Here is a 19,052-nt window from a genome sequence, read left to right on the forward strand (position 1 = left end):
AAGGATTCCGACATGCTCAAGACGGCGCCCCGCCGCCTTCACAGTCACGTCTGCGGCGCCTGGCGCGCGGGCGACGGAGAGGGCAAGCCGCTGCTCGACGCCGCGACCGGTGCAATCGTCGCGCATATCGGCGCGGACGGGATCGACCGTGCAGCGGCGCTCGGCTTCGCCCGCGAGGTCGGTGGACCTGCCCTGCGCCGCCTGACGCTCCATGAACGCGCACTGATGCTCAAGGAGATCGGCCTGCGCCTGATGGAGATGAAGGAGGAATTCTACCTCGAGAACTTCCGCACCGGCGCGACGCGCAAGGACGGCTGGATCGACATCGACGGCGGCATCGGCACGATGCTGACCTTCGCCAGCCGCGCGCGCCGCGAGTTCCCGAACGCTAAGATCATCCCCGAAGGCCCGGTCGAGCCCTTGTCGAAGGACGACACGTTCTCCGCGCAGCACGTGCTGAGCCCGCGCCTCGGAGTCGCGGTGCACATCAACGCGTTCAACTTTCCCGTCTGGGGAATGCTCGAAAAGATCGCGCCGTCGCTTATCGCAGGTATGCCGTGCCTGGTGAAGCCCGCCTCGCAGACTGCCTACCTGACCGAGCTCGTGGTGCGCCGGATGCTCGAGATGGAGGTGCTGCCGGAGGGCGCACTCCAGTTCCTCTGCGGCTCCGCGGGCGATCTGCTCGACCATGTCGAGGAGCAGGACGTGGTGACCTTCACCGGCTCCGCCGCGACCGGACGCAAGCTCAAGGTGCATCCGCAGATCGTCGAGAATGCGGTACCATTCACGATGGAGGCGGATTCGCTCAACTGCTCGATCCTCGGACCCGATGCGGGCCCGGATACGCCGGAATTCGATCTCTTCGTCAGGGAAGCCGTGCGCGAGATGACCGTGAAGGCGGGTCAGAAATGCACCGCGATCCGGCGCCTGATCGTGCCCGAGGCCCATGCCGACGCCGCCTCCGAAGCGATCTCGGACCGGCTCGCGAGGACGACCGTCGGGCTCCCCGAGGACGAGGCCGTCCGGATGGGCGCGCTCGTCAGCCGCGGCGACCGCGACGGCGTGCGCGAGAGGATCGCCGAGCTTCGCCGCGAGGCCGAGATCGTCGCAGGCGATCCGGAGGGCGTGTCCCTCGTCTCGGGCGATCCCGAGCAGGGGGCTTTCATGTCGCCTGTCCTTCTCCGCTGCGCTTCCCCGCTGATTGCGAAAGCCGTGCACGACGTCGAGGCGTTCGGACCCGTCGCGACCCTCATGGCCTATTCCGAGGCCGAGGAGGCGGTGACGCTCGCCCGGATGGGACGCGGCTCGCTCTGCTCCTCGCTCTTCACCAACGAGGCGAGCGTCGCGCAGGAGATCGTGACCGGTATGGCGCCCTTCCACGGCCGGGTGCTGATCGGCAGCCGGACGTCGGCAAAATCCTCGACTGGGCACGGCTCGCCGCTCGCGCCGCTCGTCCATGGCGGCCCTGGCCGCGCCGGCGGCGGCGAAGAGATGGGCGGCATGCGCGGGGTCAAGCATTTCATGATGCGCACCGCCGTGCAGGGGGCGCCGCATCTTCTGACCGCGGTCACCGGGCAATGGTCGGACGGGGCGGAAACGCGGGACGACGTGCATCCCTTCCGAAAATCGCTCGCGGAACTGAGGCTCGGCGACCAGATCGTGACCGAGGCGCGGACGATCACCGAAGAGGATGTCGAGCATTTCGCCCATTTCACCGGTGACACCTTCTACGCCCATATGGATGAGGAGGCGGCGAAGGCGAACCCGTTCTTCGAGGGTCGGGTCGCGCACGGCTACCTCATCGCGTCCTTCGCGGCGGGCCTCTTCGTCTCGCCCGAACCGGGGCCGGTGCTCGCGAATTACGGCGTCGACAACCTGCGTTTCCTGACGCCGGTCTATTTCGGCGACACGCTGCAGGTGCGCCTGACCTGCAAGGAGATCAATCCGCGCGAGGGCGCCGATCACGGCGAGGTGCGCTGGGATTGCCGGGTGACGAACCAGCACGGCGAGGTGGTCGCGCAATACGACGTGCTGACGATGGTGGCGAAGACCTGGCCTTGAGAGGCGTCAGCGCACCGCGCCGACGCCTCCGATAAGCAGGGAGGTCGCGAGGTCCGCATAATCCTCGCGGCTGAGCGCGCCGCCCTCGCGGAACCACATGTAAACCCAGTTCAACATGCCGAAAAGCGACATCGTGACCGGCATCAGCCGGGGCGGAGCGCCTTGGGTGAGGTCAGGGTTGAGCTCGGCAAGCACGTCAGAGAAGCGCCGCACGATCCGCCGCTCGATTGCGCGGATCTCGGCCTGCGCGTGCTCGGGCAGGTTTGGAGCGGCGCCGAGCTGGACTTTATGGAAATCGTCGGCGCCCCGGTAGGCCTCGAGAACTATGCCGATCAGGACCCGCAGCCTGACCTCGGGCGGTTCGCCGGGATCGTCGGCCAAAGCGAGGTTCTCCTCTAGCGCTTCGAGATGGGTTGCAATGATCGCGAAGATCAGCGCGTCCTTGGAGGGATAATAGTGGTAGAGCAGGGATTTCGACACGCCCGCCGCCGCCGCGATCTGCGCCATGGAAGCGCGCTCCATCCCCAAAGACGCAAAGACCCTCGCGGCCTCCACCAGAAGGCCGTGCCGCTTTTCGTCAAAATCGCGCGCGCGGGGCCGGGCCACGCTCAGGCCCCGCGGTTGTCGATCACGCGCTTGGCCTTACCCTCGGACCGCGCGACGCCGCCGGGATCGTGCACCTCAATACTGGCGGAGACTCCCACGACCGACTTGATGTGGTGCGCGAGCTCTCTTGCCTGCGCATCGCGTGCATCCTGCGCGGCGTGGCTCTCGAGCGCCTCACCATGCACGATCATCGCATCCATGCGGTCCTTGCGGGTGAGCTCGATCTGGAAATGCGGCGCGAGGCCCCGGCATTTGAGGATCTGCTCTTCGATCTGGGTCGGAAAGACGTTCACGCCGCGCAGGATGATCATGTCGTCCGAGCGGCCCGTCACCTTCTCCATCCGCCGCATCGACCGGGCGGTGCCGGGATGCAGGCGGGTAAGGTCCCGCGTCCGGTAACGGACCATCGGCAGGCCTTCCTTGGTGAGCGTGGTGAACACGAGCTCGCCCAGTTCGCCATCGGGCAGAACCTCACCGGTCTCGGGGTCGATCACTTCGGGATAGAAGTGATCTTCCCAGATGTGCAGCCCGTCCTTGGTCTCCACGCATTCGTTGGCGACACCGGGACCCATCACCTCCGACAGGCCGTAGATGTCGACCGCGTGCATGTCGAAGGCTTCCTCGATCTCGGAGCGCATGGAGTTGGTCCAGGGCTCGGCGCCGAAGATGCCAACCTCGAGGGAGCTTTGTTTCGGATCGAGGCCCTGCCGGCGGAACTCGTCGAGAATCGACAGCATGTAGGACGGTGTCACCATGATGATGCGGGGCTTGAAGTCGGTGATCAGCGTGACCTGCCGCTCGGTCATCCCGCCCGAGACGGGCACGACCGTGCAGCCGAGCCGCTCGGCCCCGTAATGCGCGCCGAGCCCCCCGGTGAAGAGACCGTAGCCGTAGGCGATATGGGCGATGTCGCCGCTGCGTCCGCCCGAGGCCCGGATCGAGCGCGCGACGAGATCCGCCCAGGTGTCGATATCCTTCTGCGTATAGCCCACGACGGTCGGCTTTCCGGTCGTGCCGGACGAGGCATGCACCCGGGCGACGCGGTCCCGGGGCACGGCGAACATGCCGAAGGGATATGTGTCGCGTAGGTCCTGCTTGGTGGTGAACGGGAACTTCGCGAGGTCGGCGAGTGACGTCAGATCGCCCGGATGCACGCCCGCCGCGTCGAACCTCTCGCGGTAGAACGGCGAATTGTCGTAGGCGTGGCGCAACGACCATCTCAGGCGGTCGAGCTGGAGCGCCTCGATCTCGTCGCGGCTCGCCACCTCGATCGGATCGAGAATGTCCTTCGGCGGGGTCAGGTCCTTCATGGATGGTCTCCTCCCTGTCTCTTCGGCTCTCCTCAGCCGAGAATGTCGCGGCCCGTCGCGCGCGATTGCCCGCGGAATTCCGCGACAACGGTGCCGTCCTCGCCGGTCACGCGCACGTCGTAGAGGCCCGATCGTCCCGAAAGGGCGACTTCGCGCGCTTCCGCGCTGAGCGTCTCGCCGACCTCGCCGGGGCGCAGATAGGTGATCGCATTGGACTGCGCGACGGTCACCTTCCCGTAGGTGTTGCAGGCGAAGGCGAAGGCCGAGTCGGCGAGCGTGAAGATGTATCCGCCGTGGCAGATGCCGTGCCCGTTCGCCATCTCTGGCGTCACCGTCATCGTCAACTTGGCCGCGCCGGGGCCGACGCTCTCGATTTTCATGCCGAGCGCGCGGCTCGCACGGTCGCTCTCCCACATCGCGTCGGCGCAGGCGCGGGCGAGATTCTCGGGACTCATGCTCATTTCCCCCGGAAGACCGATTTGCGTTTCTCGAGGAAGGCCGTGACGCCCTCGGCGTAGTCGGCCGAGCGTCCCGCCTTGGCCTGCGCGTCGCGCTCGGCATCGAGCTGGGCGTCGAGGGTCCGGGCCGCTGCGCCCTGGACGAGCCGCTTGGTCAGGCCGAGGCCCAGCGTCGGCCCGCCCGCCATCTTTCTGGTCAGGGCACGGGCCTCGTCCATCAGCGCGTCGTCCGCGACGACCTTCCAGATCATGCCCCAGGCCTCGGCCTGGTCCGCGCCGACCGGCTCTCCGGTCAGCGCAAGCGCCTTGGCACGCGCCTCGCCAACGAGATGGGGCAGAAGCCACGTGCCGCCAGTGTCCGGAACGAGCCCGATTTTTGCGAAGGCCTCGATGAACCTGGCCGAGCGCGCCGCGAGAACGATGTCGCAGGCGAGCGCGAGATTCGCGCCGGCGCCGGCGGCGACGCCGTTCACCGCGCAGATGACCGGTTTGTCGAGCCCGCGGATGCGCCGAATGAGCGGATTGTAATAGGTGTCGAGCGTCCGCCCCAGGTTCGGCGGTGCATCCCATGTCCGCGGATCCCGGTCACCAAGATCCTGCCCCGAACAGAAGCCGCGACCCGCGCCGGTCAGCAGCACCGCGTGCACGTCCTTGTCAGTATTGGCCCGATCGAAGGCGGCCCGGAGCCCGACATGCATCGCCTCGTCGAAGGCGTTGAGCTTTTCGGGGCGGTTCAGCGTGATCTCGAGCACGCCGTCTGACAGCTCCGAGAGCACGGGCTCGGCCGCCCTGGGGGTTGCGTCCATCTGATCCTCCTCCGGACCGGTCCTCCTCCGGTCGCAGCACAGAGTTAAGAATAAACCGACCGGGCGGTCAACGAATTCGCACGAGACCCGGCGCGAGACCGCTCTTGCGCCGCCGGCGCGCCTCGCGTTTGCTGCGTCTCGGGAGGACGAGATGACACGATTTGCCTTGGCTGCCTGCCTTGCCGCGACGCCCGCCTTCGGCGCCGATCTGCCGAACCCTCTGACGGATGCCGACTTCCTGCCGGTCACGCGGGATGAGGCGGAACTCGGGCAACTTCTCTTCTGGGACCCGATTCTCTCGGGCAACCGCAACATCTCCTGCGGGACGTGCCACCATCCTAAATTCGCGACCGGAGACGGCCTCTCGCTTGGTCTCGGAGAAGGCGGCAGGGGCCTTGGTCCGGAGCGCAGGGCCGATCCGGACAATCCGCCCGAGGAGCTCATTCCGCGCAACGCGCCACCGCTCTTCAATATGGGGGCCAAGGCTGTGACCGCGATGTTCGCCGACGGCCGGATCGAGGTCGACCCGGCGCGTCCCTCTGGCCTGCGCACGCCGATCGAGGAGGAAATGGTCGCTGGGTTCGATAACCTCCTCTCGGCGCAGACCATGTTCCCGGTCCTGAGCCAGGACGAGATGGCGGGGCATTACTCCGAGAACGAGGTGAGCCAGGCCGCACGGCAGGGGTTCATTACCGGCGAAGGCGGCGCCTGGCAGCTTCTCTCCGAGCGCATCGCCGCCATCCCCGAGTACCGGCAGCGCTTCGAGGCGGTTTACCCTGCGATTGCAGCGGGTCGCGGCATTGCATTCACCGACATATCGAACGCGATCGCCGCATTCGTGGCCTTGGAATGGCGCTCGGACAGTGCTCCGTTCGATGCGGTTTTGCGCGGCGAGGCTTCTCTCGAGGGCGCGGCGGCCCGGGGGGCCGAGCTCTTCTATGGCGATGCCGGCTGCGCGTCGTGCCATTCCGGCCCGCTCCTATCGGATTTCGGCTTCCACGCGACCGGTCAGCCGCAGCTCGGGCCAGGCAAGAAGGCGCGGTTCGAGAAGCATTCGCGCGACGTCGGACGCATGCGGGTCACGGGCCGGCCGGAGGACGCCTACGCCTTCCGCACTCCGCCTCTGCGCAACGTCGCCGAAACCGGTCCATGGGGGCATGCGGGCGCCTATGTCGATCTCGCGACCTTCGTCGCCGCTCATGCCGATCCGAGCACCGCACTCGACAGCTACGAGCGGAGCGTGACATTGCCGGGAACGCCACTCGCCGAGGAGGTCTGGCAGGTCATGGACGATCCGGTCGAAGTGGATGAGATCGCCGCAACCGCGCGCGCCGGAGGGGTGCTCACCGAGACGCAGGTCGCCGAGATCGTCGCGTTCATCGGCACTCTCACCGATCCCGCGGCGCTCGATGGCAGGCTCGGTATCCCCGACCGCGTTCCGAGCGGATTGCCCGTCGACCGCTGAGATTGACGCTCAGAAGCGAGACGCGTCGTCGCGCTCGATCGTCACCCGCCGGTCCACCTCGGTCGCCCGCCAGTCGGTCCAATCGCCGCCCGGCCAGCGCACACGGACCTCAGCCGTTTCTGTTTCACCAAGCCCCACCTGGACCGGTCCGGAGCTTCCTCCGGCATGTCCGCCGCCGATGGTGACCTCGCGCGCCTGCACCCGGCCGCCGGCCCTGACCTCGATCCACGCGCCGACGGCCCGGGTGTTAGGGGCCCGCTGCCGCAGCTCGACGGCGAGCCAATGCCCGGTCGCCTCGGTCGCGTTCTGCCAGAGCTCCATCGGGGCGCGGCGGTTCATCACCACGAGGTCGAGCCGTCCGTCGCCGTCGAAATCGCTGAGCGCCGCGCCGCGGGAGCGGTCCATCGTGGCGATACCCGCCGCGACCGAGGCTTCCTCGAACGTTCCATCAGGTGTCTGCATCAGCAGCGAATTGGGGTCGTGCATCGCGTTCGACGGCATCTGGTCCACATTGCCCTTCGCGATGAAGAGGTCGAGCCGCCCATCATTGTCCACATCGCCGAATTCCGCGTGCCAGCCGGTCGAGGGACGACCGTCGTCTCCGGCATGTGGCCGCTGTGCGTAGCTGCCGACCGAGTAGGGCGCATTCTCGAACCCCGCGCCATCGTTGAACTGCAGGAGCTGGTCGCCCATCGAGGTCAGCATCACGTCGGGGTACCCATTGCCGTCGACATCCCCGCTCGCAATGCCCATGCCCCAGAGCGACACCTCCTCCCATCCGTCCTTCGTCCCGCGCGGAGCCAGCGGATCGAGCCGCCACATCTCCTCGTAGCCGCCGCGAACGTAGTAATGGCGGTCGTTCGAGATGCGCAGCTCCGGCGTGCCGGTTCTCTGCCAGTCCGAGATCAGCATCGAGAGTGCGCACCAGCCGGGCGAGAGGGTCACGGGCACATCGTAGCGGTCACCCTCGGCTCGCAGGAGGATGTTGTCGTCGCAGGCCTCGAAGGGGCCGTCAGGGTCGTCGCGGTCGACGTAATTGCCGAAGACGAGCGTCGGAAGCGCGTGCCCAGCCTCCCATGTCGCGCTGAAAGCCGTGGTCCAGGCCTCGCGTGGGGGGACGCCCAAGGCCTCGGTTGCGTCGGTGAAGCCGCAGGCTCCGTTGCCCTTCAGAACGAGATTGGGACCGACCCGTAGGACCACGAGGTCGAGAAAGCCGTCGCTGTCGATGTCGAGAGGGTAGGCACCGGTGACCCCGGTGAGGCCAGGCGCGTCGCCGAGTTCGAAGCGGATCGGTGCTCCCGGGCTGTCGGTGACGTTGACGAAGAGGCGGGCCGGGGAGGTGCCGCCAGCGGCGAAGAGATCCGGCCTCGCGTCTCCGTTGCAATCGAGCACCGCGACGCCGCCTCCGACAAAATGTTCCCAGCCGCCTGAATAGACGTGCTCGACCGGCAGTCCGTCGGACCGGTCCAGGAAGGCCGGATCCGCCGCGACGGGTCCGGCGGCAAGGCAGAGGGCAAGCCATCTCATGCCATCTCCTCCCGGCTGGTGCCAATCTGTCTCTCGGTCACCGCCGACAGCGCGAGCGCCGCCGCACCATAGCCCCACAGGAGGTCGCCCCAGGCATGCACCTCGATCCGCGGCGCCGGACGGCGTGTGTCCAGTACGAGCCGCCGCATCTCGGACAGCGTGTCCTCGGCGTAGAGGTAGTCGTATCGCATCCGCTCCCCCGACAGGATGATGAGCGCGGGATCGAAGAGGTTCACGACGTTGGCGAGACCCACGGCGAGGTAGCGGCCTGCGCGATGAAAGATCGTCCGGGCTGCGGTGTCGCCACCCTTGGCGCGGGCGTGCAGCGTCTCGAGAAGCTGGGATACCGGCAGCACCGGCTGACCGAGCCGCCCCAGAGCGACGGCGGCCTCGCGGGCGAGCGCGTAATCCGCCACATAGGCCTCGAGACAGCCGCGCTGGCCGCAGCGGCAGAGCGCGCCGTCGAGTTGCACCTTGATGTGGCCGAGTTCCATCCCAAGACCCTGCGCGCCACGGTAGAGGCGGTGATTCAGGACGAGGCCCATGCCGACGCCGTGCTCGATCGTGACCACGGCGAAATCCGACATCTGTCGCCCGCGTCCGAACCAGAGCTCGGCGAGCGCGACGAGGTTGGCGTCGTTGTCGAGGGTCACAGGCAGGCCGAGCCGGGCTTCGGCGGTGGCCGCGAACGGCAGGTCCCGGATGGAGAGCACGGGCGACCAATGCACATGCCCAGTGGCGTGGTCGACGAAGCCTGGCACTCCGATCCCAACCGCGCAGAGGCCGGACCGGTCCATCCCGGCCCGCTTCGCAACCTCGTCGACCAGCCCGGCCAAGGTCTCGATCATCGCGTCGGGCGCCTCGATCCCGCGCGCCGGGGCGCTGACCGAAGCAAGCTCGTGCCCGGCGAAATCGAGAACCACAGCCGTATGCTCCCGGTCGGACAGCTTGACGCCGCAGACCGCGAAGGCACCGCCGCGCACGCCAAGCGCAACCGGCGGCCGCCCCCGGCTGCCATCGAGCGGATCGCGCGGCACGGTAACCTCTTGCAGAAGGCCCGACTCCATGAGTTCGGAGGTCAGCGTGGTGACGGAGGCAGGGCTGATTCCGAGATCCTTGGCGACCTGCGCGCGGCTGATCGCACCGGCCGCGCGGACGCGCTCGAAGATCTGCTGGCGTAGCGGTCGCATGCTTTCGGACATGGGCGCGATGAGCGGCCCATAGCCTTGCGGCGCCCTTACATCCTGTGGCTCGGCTACATCGTCCATTTGTTTGCGCTCCGAACAAATCCCGACGCTTTGCGGCAAGGGATCTCGTCCGCTCCTCCAGATTGAGCACGTCTCGGGCCTCTCCGCCCGCTTTCTGGACTATCAATCGCGAAATTTATTTTGACAACCGAATTTATTGTGGCAGGGTCTTGGGCGTCACGGCGATTCCGCCGCATGGCCCTACGGGACGGGCCGGACAAGGGAGGATATTACATGCACAGAAGAACGCTGTTCGCGGCGCTTGCCGCGGCGACCTGCCTGACCGCACCTGCCTTCGCGCAGGAAAGCATGACGGTGGGCGTGAGCTGGTCGAACTTCCAGGAAGAGCGCTGGAAAACCGACGAGGCCGCGATCCAGGGGGCACTTGACGAGGCGGGCGCGGAATACGTGTCGACCGACGCGCAATCGTCGTCGGCCAAGCAGCTGTCGGACGTCGAGAGCCTGATCGCGCAGGGTGTCGACGCTCTCATCATCCTCGCCCAGGACGCGTCCGCGATCGGGCCCGCAGTGCAGGCCGCGGCGGACGAGGGCATCCCGGTCGTCGCCTACGACCGTCTCATCGAGGACGAGCGCGCATTCTACCTGACCTTCGACAACGTCGAGGTCGGCCGCATGCAGGCCCGCGAGATCCTGAAGGCGCAGCCCGAGGGCAATTACGTCATGATCAAGGGCTCTCCCACCGACCCCAACGCGGACTTCCTGCGCGGCGGTCAGCAGGAGATCCTGCAGGAGGCGATTGACGCGGGCGATATCGAGATCGTCGGCGAAGCTTACACCGATGGCTGGCTGCCGGCGAACGCGCAGCGCAACATGGAACAGATCCTGACCCAGACGGGCAACGACGTCGATGCGGTCGTGGCCTCGAACGACGGCACCGCGGGCGGTGCCGTGGCGGCGCTCACCGCGCAGGGCATGGACGGGATCCCGGTCTCGGGACAGGACGCGGACCACGCGGCCCTGAACCGGATCGCCAAGGGCACCCAGACCGTCAGCGTCTGGAAGGACAGCCGCGAGCTCGGCAAGCGGGCGGGCGAAATTGCGCTCGAACTGGCCTCCGGTTCCAACATGAGCGACATCGAAGGCGCCGAGGAGTGGACCTCGCCCGCAGGCACAACGCTCTGGGCCGAATTCCTGAACCCGGTTCCGATCACGCAGGAGAACCTCTCCGAAGTGGTTGATGCCGGCTGGATCGAGCAGGACGCGCTCTGCCAGGGCGTCGAGAACGGCCCCGCACCCTGCAATTGATCATCGCGTGATGGGCGCCGCTGGCGCCCGTCCAACGGGGCCCGGCGACGATGATGCGCCGGGCCTTCATCCTTCCAGGCACCGACAGGGGGAGGGGAGATGGCCGACACCGCCGGCACTTCCAAAGAAACACGCAGCCGCAAGAGCTTTCTCGACACGCTCGAGGTCGACACGCGCCTGCTGGGCATGATCGGCGCGTTCGTCGTCCTCTGCCTCGTCTTCAACGTTTTCACAGACGGGCGTTTCCTGACGCCGCGCAACGTCTTCAACCTGTCGATCCAGACCGTCAGCGTAGCGCTGATGGCGACCGGCATGGTCTTCATCATCGTCACCCGGCACATCGACCTGTCGGTCGGCTCGCTGCTGGCCACCTGCTCCGCCGTGATGGCGATGACGCAGACGGTGGTGACACCCGACTGGCTGGGGCTCGGCCTCAACAACCCGCTGACGGCACCCATCGCTCTGATCGTCGGGCTCATCTGCGGCGCGGCGATCGGCGCGTTCAATGGCTGGCTCGTGGGGTATCTCACGATCCCGGCCTTCATCGTCACGCTCGGCGGCCTCCTCGTCTGGCGCAACGTCGCCTGGTATCTCACCAACGGCCAGACGATCGGACCGCTCGACGCCAACTTCCGGCTTCTGGGCGGCATCAACGGCACGATGGGCGAGACCGGATCGTGGATCGTCGGCGTCGTCGCCCTGGTGGCAGCGCTGCTTGCGCTCGTCTCTGCGCGCCGGTCTAAGAAAGCGCACAATTTCCCTGTCAAGCCGCTCTGGGCGGAGGTGGTCCTCGGTCTCCTGATCGCCGTCGTCATCCTCGGTTTCGTCGCGCTCCTGAACGCCTATCAGATCCCCGAGAACCGGCTCGAGCGGATGTTCGAAGCCCGTGGGGAGACGATGCCCGAGGGCTACAGCGAGGGCTACGGCATCCCCTATTCGGTTCTGCTGCTGATCTTCGTCGCGGTGGTCATGACGATTGTGGCGCGCAAGACGCGCCTCGGCCGCTACATCTTTGCGACGGGCGGCAATCCGGACGCGGCTGAGCTTTCGGGGGTCAACACCCGGCTCCTCACGGTCAAGGTCTTCGCGCTGATGGGCTTTCTCTGCGCCCTGGCGGCGGCGGTGGCCTCGGCGCGCCTGACGTTCCACTCGAACGACATCGGCACGCTCGACGAGCTGCGGGTGATCGCCGCGGCGGTGATCGGCGGCACCGCGCTCGCCGGCGGTATCGGCACCATCTACGGGGCGATCCTCGGCGCGCTCATCATGCAGTCGTTGCAATCGGGGATGGCCATGGTCGGCGTCGACGCACCGTTCCAGAATATCGTCGTAGGCGCGGTATTGGTACTCGCCGTCCTGATCGACATCCTCTACCGCAAGCGCACGGGAGCGAAATGATGGTCGACCGCAGCGGAACCCCTCTCGTCGAACTTCGCGACATCTCCATCGCCTTCGGTGGCATCAAGGCGGTCGACCACGTCTCGGTCGACCTCTATCCCGGCGAGGTCGTTGGCCTTCTGGGGCACAACGGCGCGGGTAAATCCACGCTGATCAAGTGTCTCTCGGGCGCCTACAAGCAGGACACCGGCGACGTCTTCATCAACGGTGAGCGGGCGACGATCAACAATCCCCGCGACGCCCGCGGCTACAACATCGAGACGATCTACCAGACACTCGCGCTGGCGGACAATCTCGACGCGGCCTCGAACCTCTTTCTCGGCCGCGAGATCACGACTCCGCTCGGGCTCGTCGACGAGTCGCGGATGGAGGCCGAGACCCGCAAGGTGATGGGCCGCCTCAACCCGAACTTCCGCAAGTTCAACGCTCCGGTTTCGGCGCTGTCGGGTGGGCAAAGGCAATCGGTTGCGATCGCGCGGGCGGTCTATTTCAATGCCCGCATCCTGATCATGGACGAGCCGACCGCGGCGCTCGGACCGCAGGAGACCGAGATGGTCGCCGAACTCATCGCCGAGCTGAAGAAACAGGGCCTCGGCATCTTCCTCATCGACCACGACGTGCACCAGGTGAAGCGCCTCTGCGACCGGGCGGCGGTGATGAAGAACGGGGAGCTGGTCGGCACGGTCGAGGTCGACAAGGTCTCCACCGACGACATCCTTGCGATGATCATCGCCGGAAAGAAACCCGACCATCTGGCTGCCTAGGCGGCTCGGACATTCTGGCGCCGCCCGGCCTCCGGGCGGCGCTTTTCGGGCTCGAAAGCACAGCCGAGCGAGCCTGCGCCGTTCAGAAAAAGATCACACGGATAAGTAGCGCCCAGAGGCCCGCTCCGGAAAACACGACGGGCAGGATCCACCAAGACGTGCGGTGAAGGGGCGCTTCTTCGCACACGCGTTCCGCCGGGCACGCGCCGTCACGGGGCTCGCCACTGGTCTCGCTGGCAGGACGTGAGCGTAAGGTATGCATCCCGAATGTGCTAACGTCCCTCGGCGACCGGTATACCGCAACGTAAATTCACGGCTCCCCATCTTCCCGGTCTCCGTTCCGTCCCCGCTTTTCCCATTATTTCGGCCGACCCGGCCCTATCTGTAAAGTTTTTTGCGCGAGCTGTTCGCGACGCCTCCGAGGAGGTCGATGGCGGTACGGTCGATCTCCTCTGGCCTTTTGTGGTTTCCGAAGGTAGGTGCGCGTCCAACTCTCAGGCTTTAGGACCGATCCGACATGGACCTGCGCAACGTCGCAATCATCGCTCACGTGGACCACGGCAAGACGACGCTGGTGGACGAACTGCTCAAGCAGTCCGGCGCCTTCCGCGAGAACCAGGCCGTCGCCGAGCGCGCGATGGACAGCAACGACCTCGAGCGAGAGCGCGGCATCACGATCCTTGCCAAAGCGACCTCGGTCGAATGGAAGGACACGCGGATCAACATTGTCGACACGCCCGGTCACGCCGATTTCGGTGGTGAGGTCGAGCGCATCCTGTCGATGGTGGACGGCGTGGTGCTGCTCGTGGATGCCGCCGAAGGCCCGATGCCGCAGACCAAGTTCGTGACGTCGAAGGCGCTGGCGCTCGGCCTGCGTCCCATCGTTGTGCTCAACAAGGTCGACAAGCCCGACGCCGAGCCCGACCGCGCGCTCGACGAATGCTTCGACCTCTTCGCGGCGCTCGGCGCGAACGACGACCAGCTCGACTTCCCGCATATGTATGCCTCGGGCCGCTCGGGCTGGGCCGATCACGAGCTGAGCGGACCGCGCAAGAACCTCGACGCGCTCTTCAGCCTGATCGTCGATCACGTGCCGGCGCCGAAGCAAGTCAGGAAGGCGGACGACGACTTCCGCATGCTGGCGACGACGCTGTCCTCGGATCCGTTCCTCGGCCGCATCCTCACCGGCCGTGTCGAGAGCGGCAAGCTGAAGGTGGGCGCAACGCTGCAGGCGCTCAGCCGCATGGGCCAGAAGATCGAGCAGTTCCGTGTCAGCCGGATCCAGGCCTTCCGGGGTCTCGCCTATCAGGACATCGAGGAGGCGCGCGCAGGCGACATCGTCACCATCGCGGGCATGCAGAAGGCGACGGTGTCGGACACGCTCTGCGCGCTCGCCGTGGACGAGCCGCTCGAAGCGCTTCCGATCGACCCGCCGACGATCACCGTGACCTTCGGCATCAACGACAGCCCGCTCGCGGGCCGCGACGGCAAGAAGGTCCAGTCCCGCGTCATCCGCGACCGCCTGATGAAGGAAGCCGAGAGCAACATCGCCATCAAGATCGCCGAGACGCCGGGCGGCGAGGCCTTCGAGGTCTCGGGCCGGGGCGAGTTGCAGATGGGCGTGCTCATCGAGAACATGCGTCGCGAAGGGTTCGAGCTGTCGATCTCGCGGCCTCAGGTCATCATGCGCGACGGCGAGAACGGCCGCGAAGAGCCGATCGAGGAAGTTACGATCGACGTCGACGACGATTATTCCGGCGCGGTCATCGAGAAGCTCACCGGCCAGCGCAAGGGCGAGCTGGTCGAGATGAAGCCTGCGGGCACCGGCAAGACGCGTATCGTGGCGCATGTCCCCGCGCGCGGCCTGATCGGCTACCAGGGCGAGTTCCTGACCGACACCCGCGGCACGGGCGTGATGAACCGCGTCTTCCACGGCTGGGCGCCCTATGCCGGTAAAATCGAGGGACGCCGCGCCGGCGTGCTCATCTCGATGGAATCGGGAGAGTCGGTGGCGTTCGCCCTGTGGAACCTCGAGGATCGCGGCAAGATGTTCATCGGGGCGCAGGAAAAGGTCTACGGTGGCATGATCATCGGCGAGCATAGCCGCGAGAACGATCTCGAGGTGAACCCGCTGAAAGGCAAGAAACTGACCAACGTCCGCGCGAGCGGGACGGACGACGCGGTGCGCCTCACGACGCCGACGACGCTCAGCCTCGAGGAGGCGATCGCCTACATCAACGACGACGAGCTCGTCGAGGTGACCCCGAACGCCATCCGGCTGCGGAAGCGCTATCTCGATCCGACGGACCGCAAGCGCATGGCCAAGGCCTCTTGAGCACGCTCAAAGCCAGTCCCGGTCTTGGTGGCCATTTGGAGGGCCGTGATCTCGGATGCGAGATCACGGTCCTTTTCGTCACGATCTCCGAGGTGGGGAAGGGGCCGAAGCTGCACTGGCACCCCTATGACGAGCTCTTCGTCATCCGCCGCGGCCGCGCGCGGTTCACGGTCGGGGACGAGGTGATCGAGGGCGGACCCGGTGACGTGATCCGCGGTCCGGCGCGGGTGCCACATCGGTTCGAGGTCATCGAGGTGCCCTATGAGGCGCAGGACATCCATCTCGCGCCGAAATGGATCCAGACCGACATCGAGGACTGACCGCGTCGCCGGATCAGAACGGTCCTTTGAAGATGAACCAGGCGCCGAGGGCTATGAAGCCGAAGCCGACCGCGTGGTTCAGCGTGATCGGCTCTTTCAGGTAGAGCGCCGAGAAGCCGCAGAAGACCGCTAGGGTGATCACTTCCTGCATCGTCTTCAGCTGCGCCGCCGAATAGACCCCGTGCCCGAGCCGGTTGGCGGGCACCGCGAGGCAGTATTCGAAAAGCGCGATCCCCCAGCTGACGAGGATCACGAGCCAGAGCGCCCGGTGCGGAAACTTCAGATGCCCGTACCACGCGAGCGTCATGAAGACGTTCGACGCGACGAGCAGAAGAGGCGGCGCGATATGCGCCGGGCTCATTCCGAGGTTTCGACGATCAGAAGCTCGCGTTCCGAGGCGTCGCGGGCATGGCTGAGCGCTTCCTGGTACTCGGGCGAGTGATAGCAGGTCTCGGCAGCCTCGACGGACGGGAACTTCGCCACGACGTTTCGCGGACGTTCCTTGCCTTCGAGCTGCACGTAGCGGCCGCCTCGGGCGATGAAAGTGCCGCCGTGCTCGGCGATGGCGGGGCCGGCGAGGGCGGCGTAGCGCCCGTAGGCCTCCTCGTCGGTGACGGTCACGTGCGCGATCCAGAGTGCGGGCATGGGTTCAGCCTCCGATGACGGCTTCAGCCGCCTTGATTGCATTCTCGGCGTTGTCGGCGGAGGGGCCTCCGCCCTGCGCCATGTCGGGGCGGCCACCGCCGCCCTTGCCGCCAAGCTCGGTGACCGCGGCCTTCACGAGGTCCACCGCGGAGACCTTGTCCGTCAGATCCGCGGTCACGCCCGCCGCGACGGCGGCCTTGCCGCCCGCGTCCGCGATCAGCAGAACCGCGCCGGAGCCGAGCCGCGCCTTGTGCTCGTCGATGAGCGGGGGCAGGTCCTTGCCGGTGACGCCCGAGACGATCTGCGCGAGGAACGGCACGCCGCCAATGTCCCTGGCCTCGGCAGCGCCGCCGGTGCCGCCCGACATCGCCAGCTCGCGGCGAAGCTGTGCGACCTCGTTCTGAAGCGCGCGACGTTCCTCCATCAGCGCCTTGACCCGGGCACCGACATCGCTCCGCGAGGTCTTCAGTTCCGACGCGAGATCGCCGACCGTGCGATCCTGCGCGGCGAGGTAGTCCCATGCCTCGGAACCCGTCAGCGCCTCGATCCGGCGCACGCCGGCCGAGGACGCGCTGTCGGCGGTGACGACGAAGACGCCGATATCGCCGGTCTGGGTGACATGCGTGCCGCCGCAAAGCTCGATCGAGTAGGTCGCGCCGTACGCGCCCTTGCCCGAGCCGTCCTGCGTGCCCATCGACACGACCCGCACCTCGTCGCCGTATTTCTCGCCGAAGAGCGCCTGCGCACCGATCGCGCAGGCATCGTCTGGCGACATGATCCGCGTGGAGACGGGGGTGTTCTGGCGAATGTAGCTGTTCACCTCCGCTTCGACGCTCTTCAGCTCGGCATCGGTCAGCGCCTTGGCGTGGCTGAAATCGAAGCGCAGCCGGTCGGGCGCGTTGAGAGAGCCGCGCTGCGCCACGTGATCGCCGAGTGCGCGCCGCAGCGCTTCGTGAAGCAGGTGTGTGGCCGAGTGGTTCGCCCGGATCGACGTGCGCCGCGCATGGTCGACCTCGAGCTTCGCGTAGGCGCCGGGGGCGATCTCGCCCTCGGTGACCTGGGCGAAATGGATGAAGACACCGGCGACCTTTTTCGTGTCGGTCACGCGCGCTTTGCCTGCGTCAGTGATGATCTCCCCGGTATCCCCGACCTGACCGCCCGCCTCGGCGTAGAAGGGCGTCTGGTTGAGCACAATCTGGATCTCGTCGCCCTTCGCGGCGGTCTTCACGCTCTCGCCGCCCTTCACCACGGCCTTGACCTGACCTTCGGCGGTCTCGGTGTCATAGCCGAGGAAGTCGGTTGCGCCGTGCTCGTCGGCAATGTCGTACCAGATCGCTGCATCCGCCGCCTCGCCGGAGCCCGACCACGCGGCACGGGCCTTGGCCTTCTGCTCGGCCATGGCGGTGTCGAAACCCTCGGTGTCGACGGTGCGCTCACGCTCGCGGAGGGCGTCCTGCGTCAGATCGAGTGGGAAGCCGTAGGTGTCGTAGAGCTTGAACGCCGAGGCGCCGGGCAGGGGGGCGCCCTCGGGCAGGCCGCCCAGCTCCTCGTCGAGCAGCTTAAGGCCCCGGTCGAGCGTCGTCTTGAACTTGGTCTCCTCGAGCTTCAGCGTCTCCTCGATCAGCGCCTGCGCGCGTCCGAGCTCGGGATAGGCCGCACCCATCTTCTGCACGAGCGCCGGCACGAGCCGGTGCATAATCGGCTCCTTGGTGCCAAGGAGATGCGCGTGCCGCATGGCGCGGCGCATGATCCGGCGCAGCACGTAACCGCGCCCGTCGTTCGAGGGCATCACTCCGTCGGCGATCAAGAAGGAGGTTGAGCGCAGATGGTCGGCTATGACCCGGTGATGGGTCTCGCCCGGTCCGTCGGGATCGCTGCCGGTGACATCCGCCGAGGCCTCGATCAGCGCGCGCATGAGGTCGGTCGCGTAATTGTCGTTGGTGCCCTGCAACAGCGCCGCGACGCGCTCGATCCCCATGCCGGTGTCGATCGACTGGGCGTCGAGCTCGCGCATCGAGCCGTCCTCGAAAAGCTCGTTCTGCATGAAGACGATGTTCCAGATCTCCACGAACCGGTCGCCGTCCTCCTCGGGCGATCCCGGAGGGCCGCCCCAGTACTTGTCGCCATGGTCGAAGAAGATCTCCGAGCAGGGGCCGCAGGGCCCCGTGGAGCCCATCTGCCAGAAATTGTCGGAGGTCGGGATGCGCAGGATGCGGTCGTCGGGCAGGCCCGCGACCTTTTTCCATAGATCCGCCGCCTCGTCGTCGGTGTGGTAGACCGTCACCAGGAGACGCGACGGGTCAATGTCGAACTCCTTGGTCACCAGCTCCCAGGCAAACGGAATCGCGTCCGACTTGAAGTAGTCGCCGAACGAGAAGTTTCCGAGCATCTCGAAGAAGGTGTGGTGCCGGCGGGTGTACCCGACATTGTCGAGATCGTTGTGCTTGCCGCCCGCCCGCACGCATTTCTGCGCGGTGGTGGCGCGGGTGTAGTCGCGGTGCTCGACCCCGGTGAAGAGGTTCTTGAACTGGACCATGCCGGAATTCGCGAACATCAGCGTCGGGTCGTTGCGCGGCACGAGCGGCGAGGAGGGGACCACCGTGTGGCCCTGCTTCTCGAAGTAGCCCAGAAAGGTCGAGCGGATGTCGTTGAGGCTCGGCATGGCTGTCCTTGCGGTCGGATCTTTGCGGTTGTTTCCCGCGGTGTATCGCCGGGCGGTGGGGCTGTCCACAAGGGCGTGCGCAAGGGCGCGCATTGCGCCGCGGTGTAAGGCGTGGTTCTTCCGACGCGGAACGCGGCCCTCAGTACCGGGTTGCACATGAAATTTGCAATCGGCGCGCGCGG

Annotated in this window: 16 protein-coding genes; 7 read left to right on the forward strand and 9 right to left on the reverse strand. The window is 66.7% G+C overall.

Annotated features, from left to right (window positions below; translation table 11 throughout):
• Window positions 1-12 precede the first annotated feature (12 nt).
• Window positions 13-2,061, forward strand: a complete 2,049-nt coding sequence (gene paaZ / locus OCH239_RS00540; RefSeq protein ID WP_037257072.1) for a phenylacetic acid degradation bifunctional protein PaaZ — start codon at window positions 13-15, stop codon at window positions 2,059-2,061.
• 6 nt (window positions 2,062-2,067) lie between these two features.
• Here paaZ and OCH239_RS00545 read toward each other — a convergent pair whose 3' ends face one another.
• The 4 genes from OCH239_RS00545 to paaG are packed head-to-tail and all read right to left on the reverse strand — an operon-like array spanning window position 2,068 to window position 5,241.
• Complete coding sequence (locus tag OCH239_RS00545; protein ID WP_037257075.1) at window positions 2,068-2,667, reverse strand: TetR-type transcription factor C-terminal domain-containing protein; 600 nt, start codon at window positions 2,665-2,667, stop codon at window positions 2,068-2,070.
• 2 nt (window positions 2,668-2,669) lie between these two features.
• Window positions 2,670-3,977, reverse strand: a complete 1,308-nt coding sequence (gene paaK, locus OCH239_RS00550; RefSeq protein WP_037257078.1) for a phenylacetate--CoA ligase PaaK — start codon at window positions 3,975-3,977, stop codon at window positions 2,670-2,672.
• Between the two features lie 32 nt (window positions 3,978-4,009).
• The gene (gene paaI, locus OCH239_RS00555) at window positions 4,010-4,432 is read right to left on the reverse strand and encodes a hydroxyphenylacetyl-CoA thioesterase PaaI (protein WP_084781978.1); all 423 of its coding nucleotides are present in this window, start codon (window positions 4,430-4,432) and stop codon (window positions 4,010-4,012) included.
• Window positions 4,433-4,434: 2 nt separating this feature from the next.
• On the reverse strand, window positions 4,435-5,241 hold the full coding sequence (paaG, locus tag OCH239_RS00560) for a 2-(1,2-epoxy-1,2-dihydrophenyl)acetyl-CoA isomerase PaaG (protein WP_037257084.1): 807 nt from the start codon (window positions 5,239-5,241) through the stop codon (window positions 4,435-4,437).
• A gap of 151 nt (window positions 5,242-5,392) precedes the next feature.
• On the opposite strand from paaG, the gene OCH239_RS00565 reads away from it, so the two are divergent.
• Window positions 5,393-6,706, forward strand: coding sequence for a cytochrome-c peroxidase (locus OCH239_RS00565; protein ID WP_037257086.1), 1,314 nt, complete (start codon window positions 5,393-5,395; stop codon window positions 6,704-6,706).
• 9 nt (window positions 6,707-6,715) lie between these two features.
• On the opposite strand, the gene OCH239_RS00570 is transcribed toward OCH239_RS00565, so the two are convergent.
• Entirely contained in the window at window positions 6,716-8,233 is a 1,518-nt protein-coding gene (locus tag OCH239_RS00570; protein ID WP_037257089.1) for a CRTAC1 family protein, read from the reverse strand.
• Window positions 8,230-9,501, reverse strand: coding sequence for an ROK family transcriptional regulator (locus tag OCH239_RS00575; RefSeq protein WP_037257093.1), 1,272 nt, complete (start codon window positions 9,499-9,501; stop codon window positions 8,230-8,232). The genes OCH239_RS00570 and OCH239_RS00575 overlap by 4 nt, the downstream gene beginning before the upstream one ends.
• Window positions 9,502-9,714: 213 nt before the next feature.
• On the opposite strand from OCH239_RS00575, the gene xylF reads away from it, so the two are divergent.
• The 5 genes from xylF (at window position 9,715) to OCH239_RS00600 (ending at window position 15,563) form a co-directional block, all read left to right on the forward strand.
• The gene (gene xylF, locus OCH239_RS00580) at window positions 9,715-10,746 is read left to right on the forward strand and encodes a D-xylose ABC transporter substrate-binding protein (RefSeq protein WP_037257096.1); all 1,032 of its coding nucleotides are present in this window, start codon (window positions 9,715-9,717) and stop codon (window positions 10,744-10,746) included.
• A gap of 99 nt (window positions 10,747-10,845) precedes the next feature.
• Window positions 10,846-12,144, forward strand: coding sequence for a sugar ABC transporter permease (locus tag OCH239_RS00585; protein ID WP_037257099.1), 1,299 nt, complete (start codon window positions 10,846-10,848; stop codon window positions 12,142-12,144).
• Window positions 12,144-12,908: an ATP-binding cassette domain-containing protein gene (locus OCH239_RS00590; protein ID WP_037257102.1), complete on the forward strand. Its 765-nt coding sequence runs from the start codon at window positions 12,144-12,146 to the stop codon at window positions 12,906-12,908. Before OCH239_RS00585 ends, OCH239_RS00590 begins: the two co-directional genes overlap by 1 nt.
• A gap of 517 nt (window positions 12,909-13,425) precedes the next feature.
• Window positions 13,426-15,243: a translational GTPase TypA gene (typA, locus tag OCH239_RS00595; RefSeq protein WP_037257105.1), complete on the forward strand. Its 1,818-nt coding sequence runs from the start codon at window positions 13,426-13,428 to the stop codon at window positions 15,241-15,243.
• A complete protein-coding gene (locus OCH239_RS00600; protein WP_037257108.1) occupies window positions 15,240-15,563 on the forward strand; it encodes a cupin domain-containing protein in 324 nt (107 codons plus the stop codon). The genes typA and OCH239_RS00600 overlap by 4 nt, the downstream gene beginning before the upstream one ends.
• Window positions 15,564-15,576: 13 nt before the next feature.
• On the opposite strand, the gene OCH239_RS00605 is transcribed toward OCH239_RS00600, so the two are convergent.
• Genes OCH239_RS00605 through alaS form a run of 3 tightly spaced genes read right to left on the reverse strand, consistent with a single transcriptional unit; the run spans window position 15,577 to window position 18,870 of the window.
• A complete protein-coding gene (locus OCH239_RS00605) occupies window positions 15,577-15,924 on the reverse strand; it encodes a DMT family protein (protein WP_037257111.1) in 348 nt (115 codons plus the stop codon).
• Window positions 15,921-16,208: a DUF1330 domain-containing protein gene (locus OCH239_RS00610; RefSeq protein ID WP_037257113.1), complete on the reverse strand. Its 288-nt coding sequence runs from the start codon at window positions 16,206-16,208 to the stop codon at window positions 15,921-15,923. The genes OCH239_RS00605 and OCH239_RS00610 overlap by 4 nt, the downstream gene beginning before the upstream one ends.
• Before the next feature lie 4 nt (window positions 16,209-16,212).
• A complete protein-coding gene (gene alaS, locus OCH239_RS00615; RefSeq protein WP_037257115.1) occupies window positions 16,213-18,870 on the reverse strand; it encodes an alanine--tRNA ligase in 2,658 nt (885 codons plus the stop codon).
• Window positions 18,871-19,052: the final 182 nt, after the last annotated feature.

The organism is Roseivivax halodurans JCM 10272 (assembly GCF_000521785.1).
In the GTDB taxonomy this organism is placed as follows: Bacteria; Pseudomonadota; Alphaproteobacteria; order Rhodobacterales; family Rhodobacteraceae; genus Roseivivax; species Roseivivax halodurans.

Bases quoted from the DNA above. Each gene is read 5' to 3' on its own strand.
- OCH239_RS00610 (WP_037257113.1), bottom strand. From the start codon at position 16,208: ATGCCCGCACTCTGGATCGCGCACGTGACCGTCACCGACGAGGAGGCC.
- OCH239_RS00605 (WP_037257111.1), bottom strand. From the start codon at position 15,924: ATGAGCCCGGCGCATATCGCGCCGCCTCTTCTGCTCGTCGCGTCGAAC.
- paaG (WP_037257084.1), bottom strand. From the start codon at position 5,241: ATGGACGCAACCCCCAGGGCGGCCGAGCCCGTGCTCTCGGAGCTGTCA.
- OCH239_RS00570 (WP_037257089.1), bottom strand. From the start codon at position 8,233: ATGAGATGGCTTGCCCTCTGCCTTGCCGCCGGACCCGTCGCGGCGGAT.
- paaK (WP_037257078.1), bottom strand. From the start codon at position 3,977: ATGAAGGACCTGACCCCGCCGAAGGACATTCTCGATCCGATCGAGGTG.
- OCH239_RS00575 (WP_037257093.1), bottom strand. From the start codon at position 9,501: ATGGACGATGTAGCCGAGCCACAGGATGTAAGGGCGCCGCAAGGCTAT.
- paaI (WP_084781978.1), bottom strand. From the start codon at position 4,432: ATGAGTCCCGAGAATCTCGCCCGCGCCTGCGCCGACGCGATGTGGGAG.
- OCH239_RS00585 (WP_037257099.1), top strand. From the start codon at position 10,846: ATGGCCGACACCGCCGGCACTTCCAAAGAAACACGCAGCCGCAAGAGC.
- OCH239_RS00565 (WP_037257086.1), top strand. From the start codon at position 5,393: ATGACACGATTTGCCTTGGCTGCCTGCCTTGCCGCGACGCCCGCCTTC.
- xylF (WP_037257096.1), top strand. From the start codon at position 9,715: ATGCACAGAAGAACGCTGTTCGCGGCGCTTGCCGCGGCGACCTGCCTG.
- OCH239_RS00590 (WP_037257102.1), top strand. From the start codon at position 12,144: ATGGTCGACCGCAGCGGAACCCCTCTCGTCGAACTTCGCGACATCTCC.
- typA (WP_037257105.1), top strand. From the start codon at position 13,426: ATGGACCTGCGCAACGTCGCAATCATCGCTCACGTGGACCACGGCAAG.
- paaZ (WP_037257072.1), top strand. From the start codon at position 13: ATGCTCAAGACGGCGCCCCGCCGCCTTCACAGTCACGTCTGCGGCGCC.
- alaS (WP_037257115.1), bottom strand. From the start codon at position 18,870: ATGCCGAGCCTCAACGACATCCGCTCGACCTTTCTGGGCTACTTCGAG.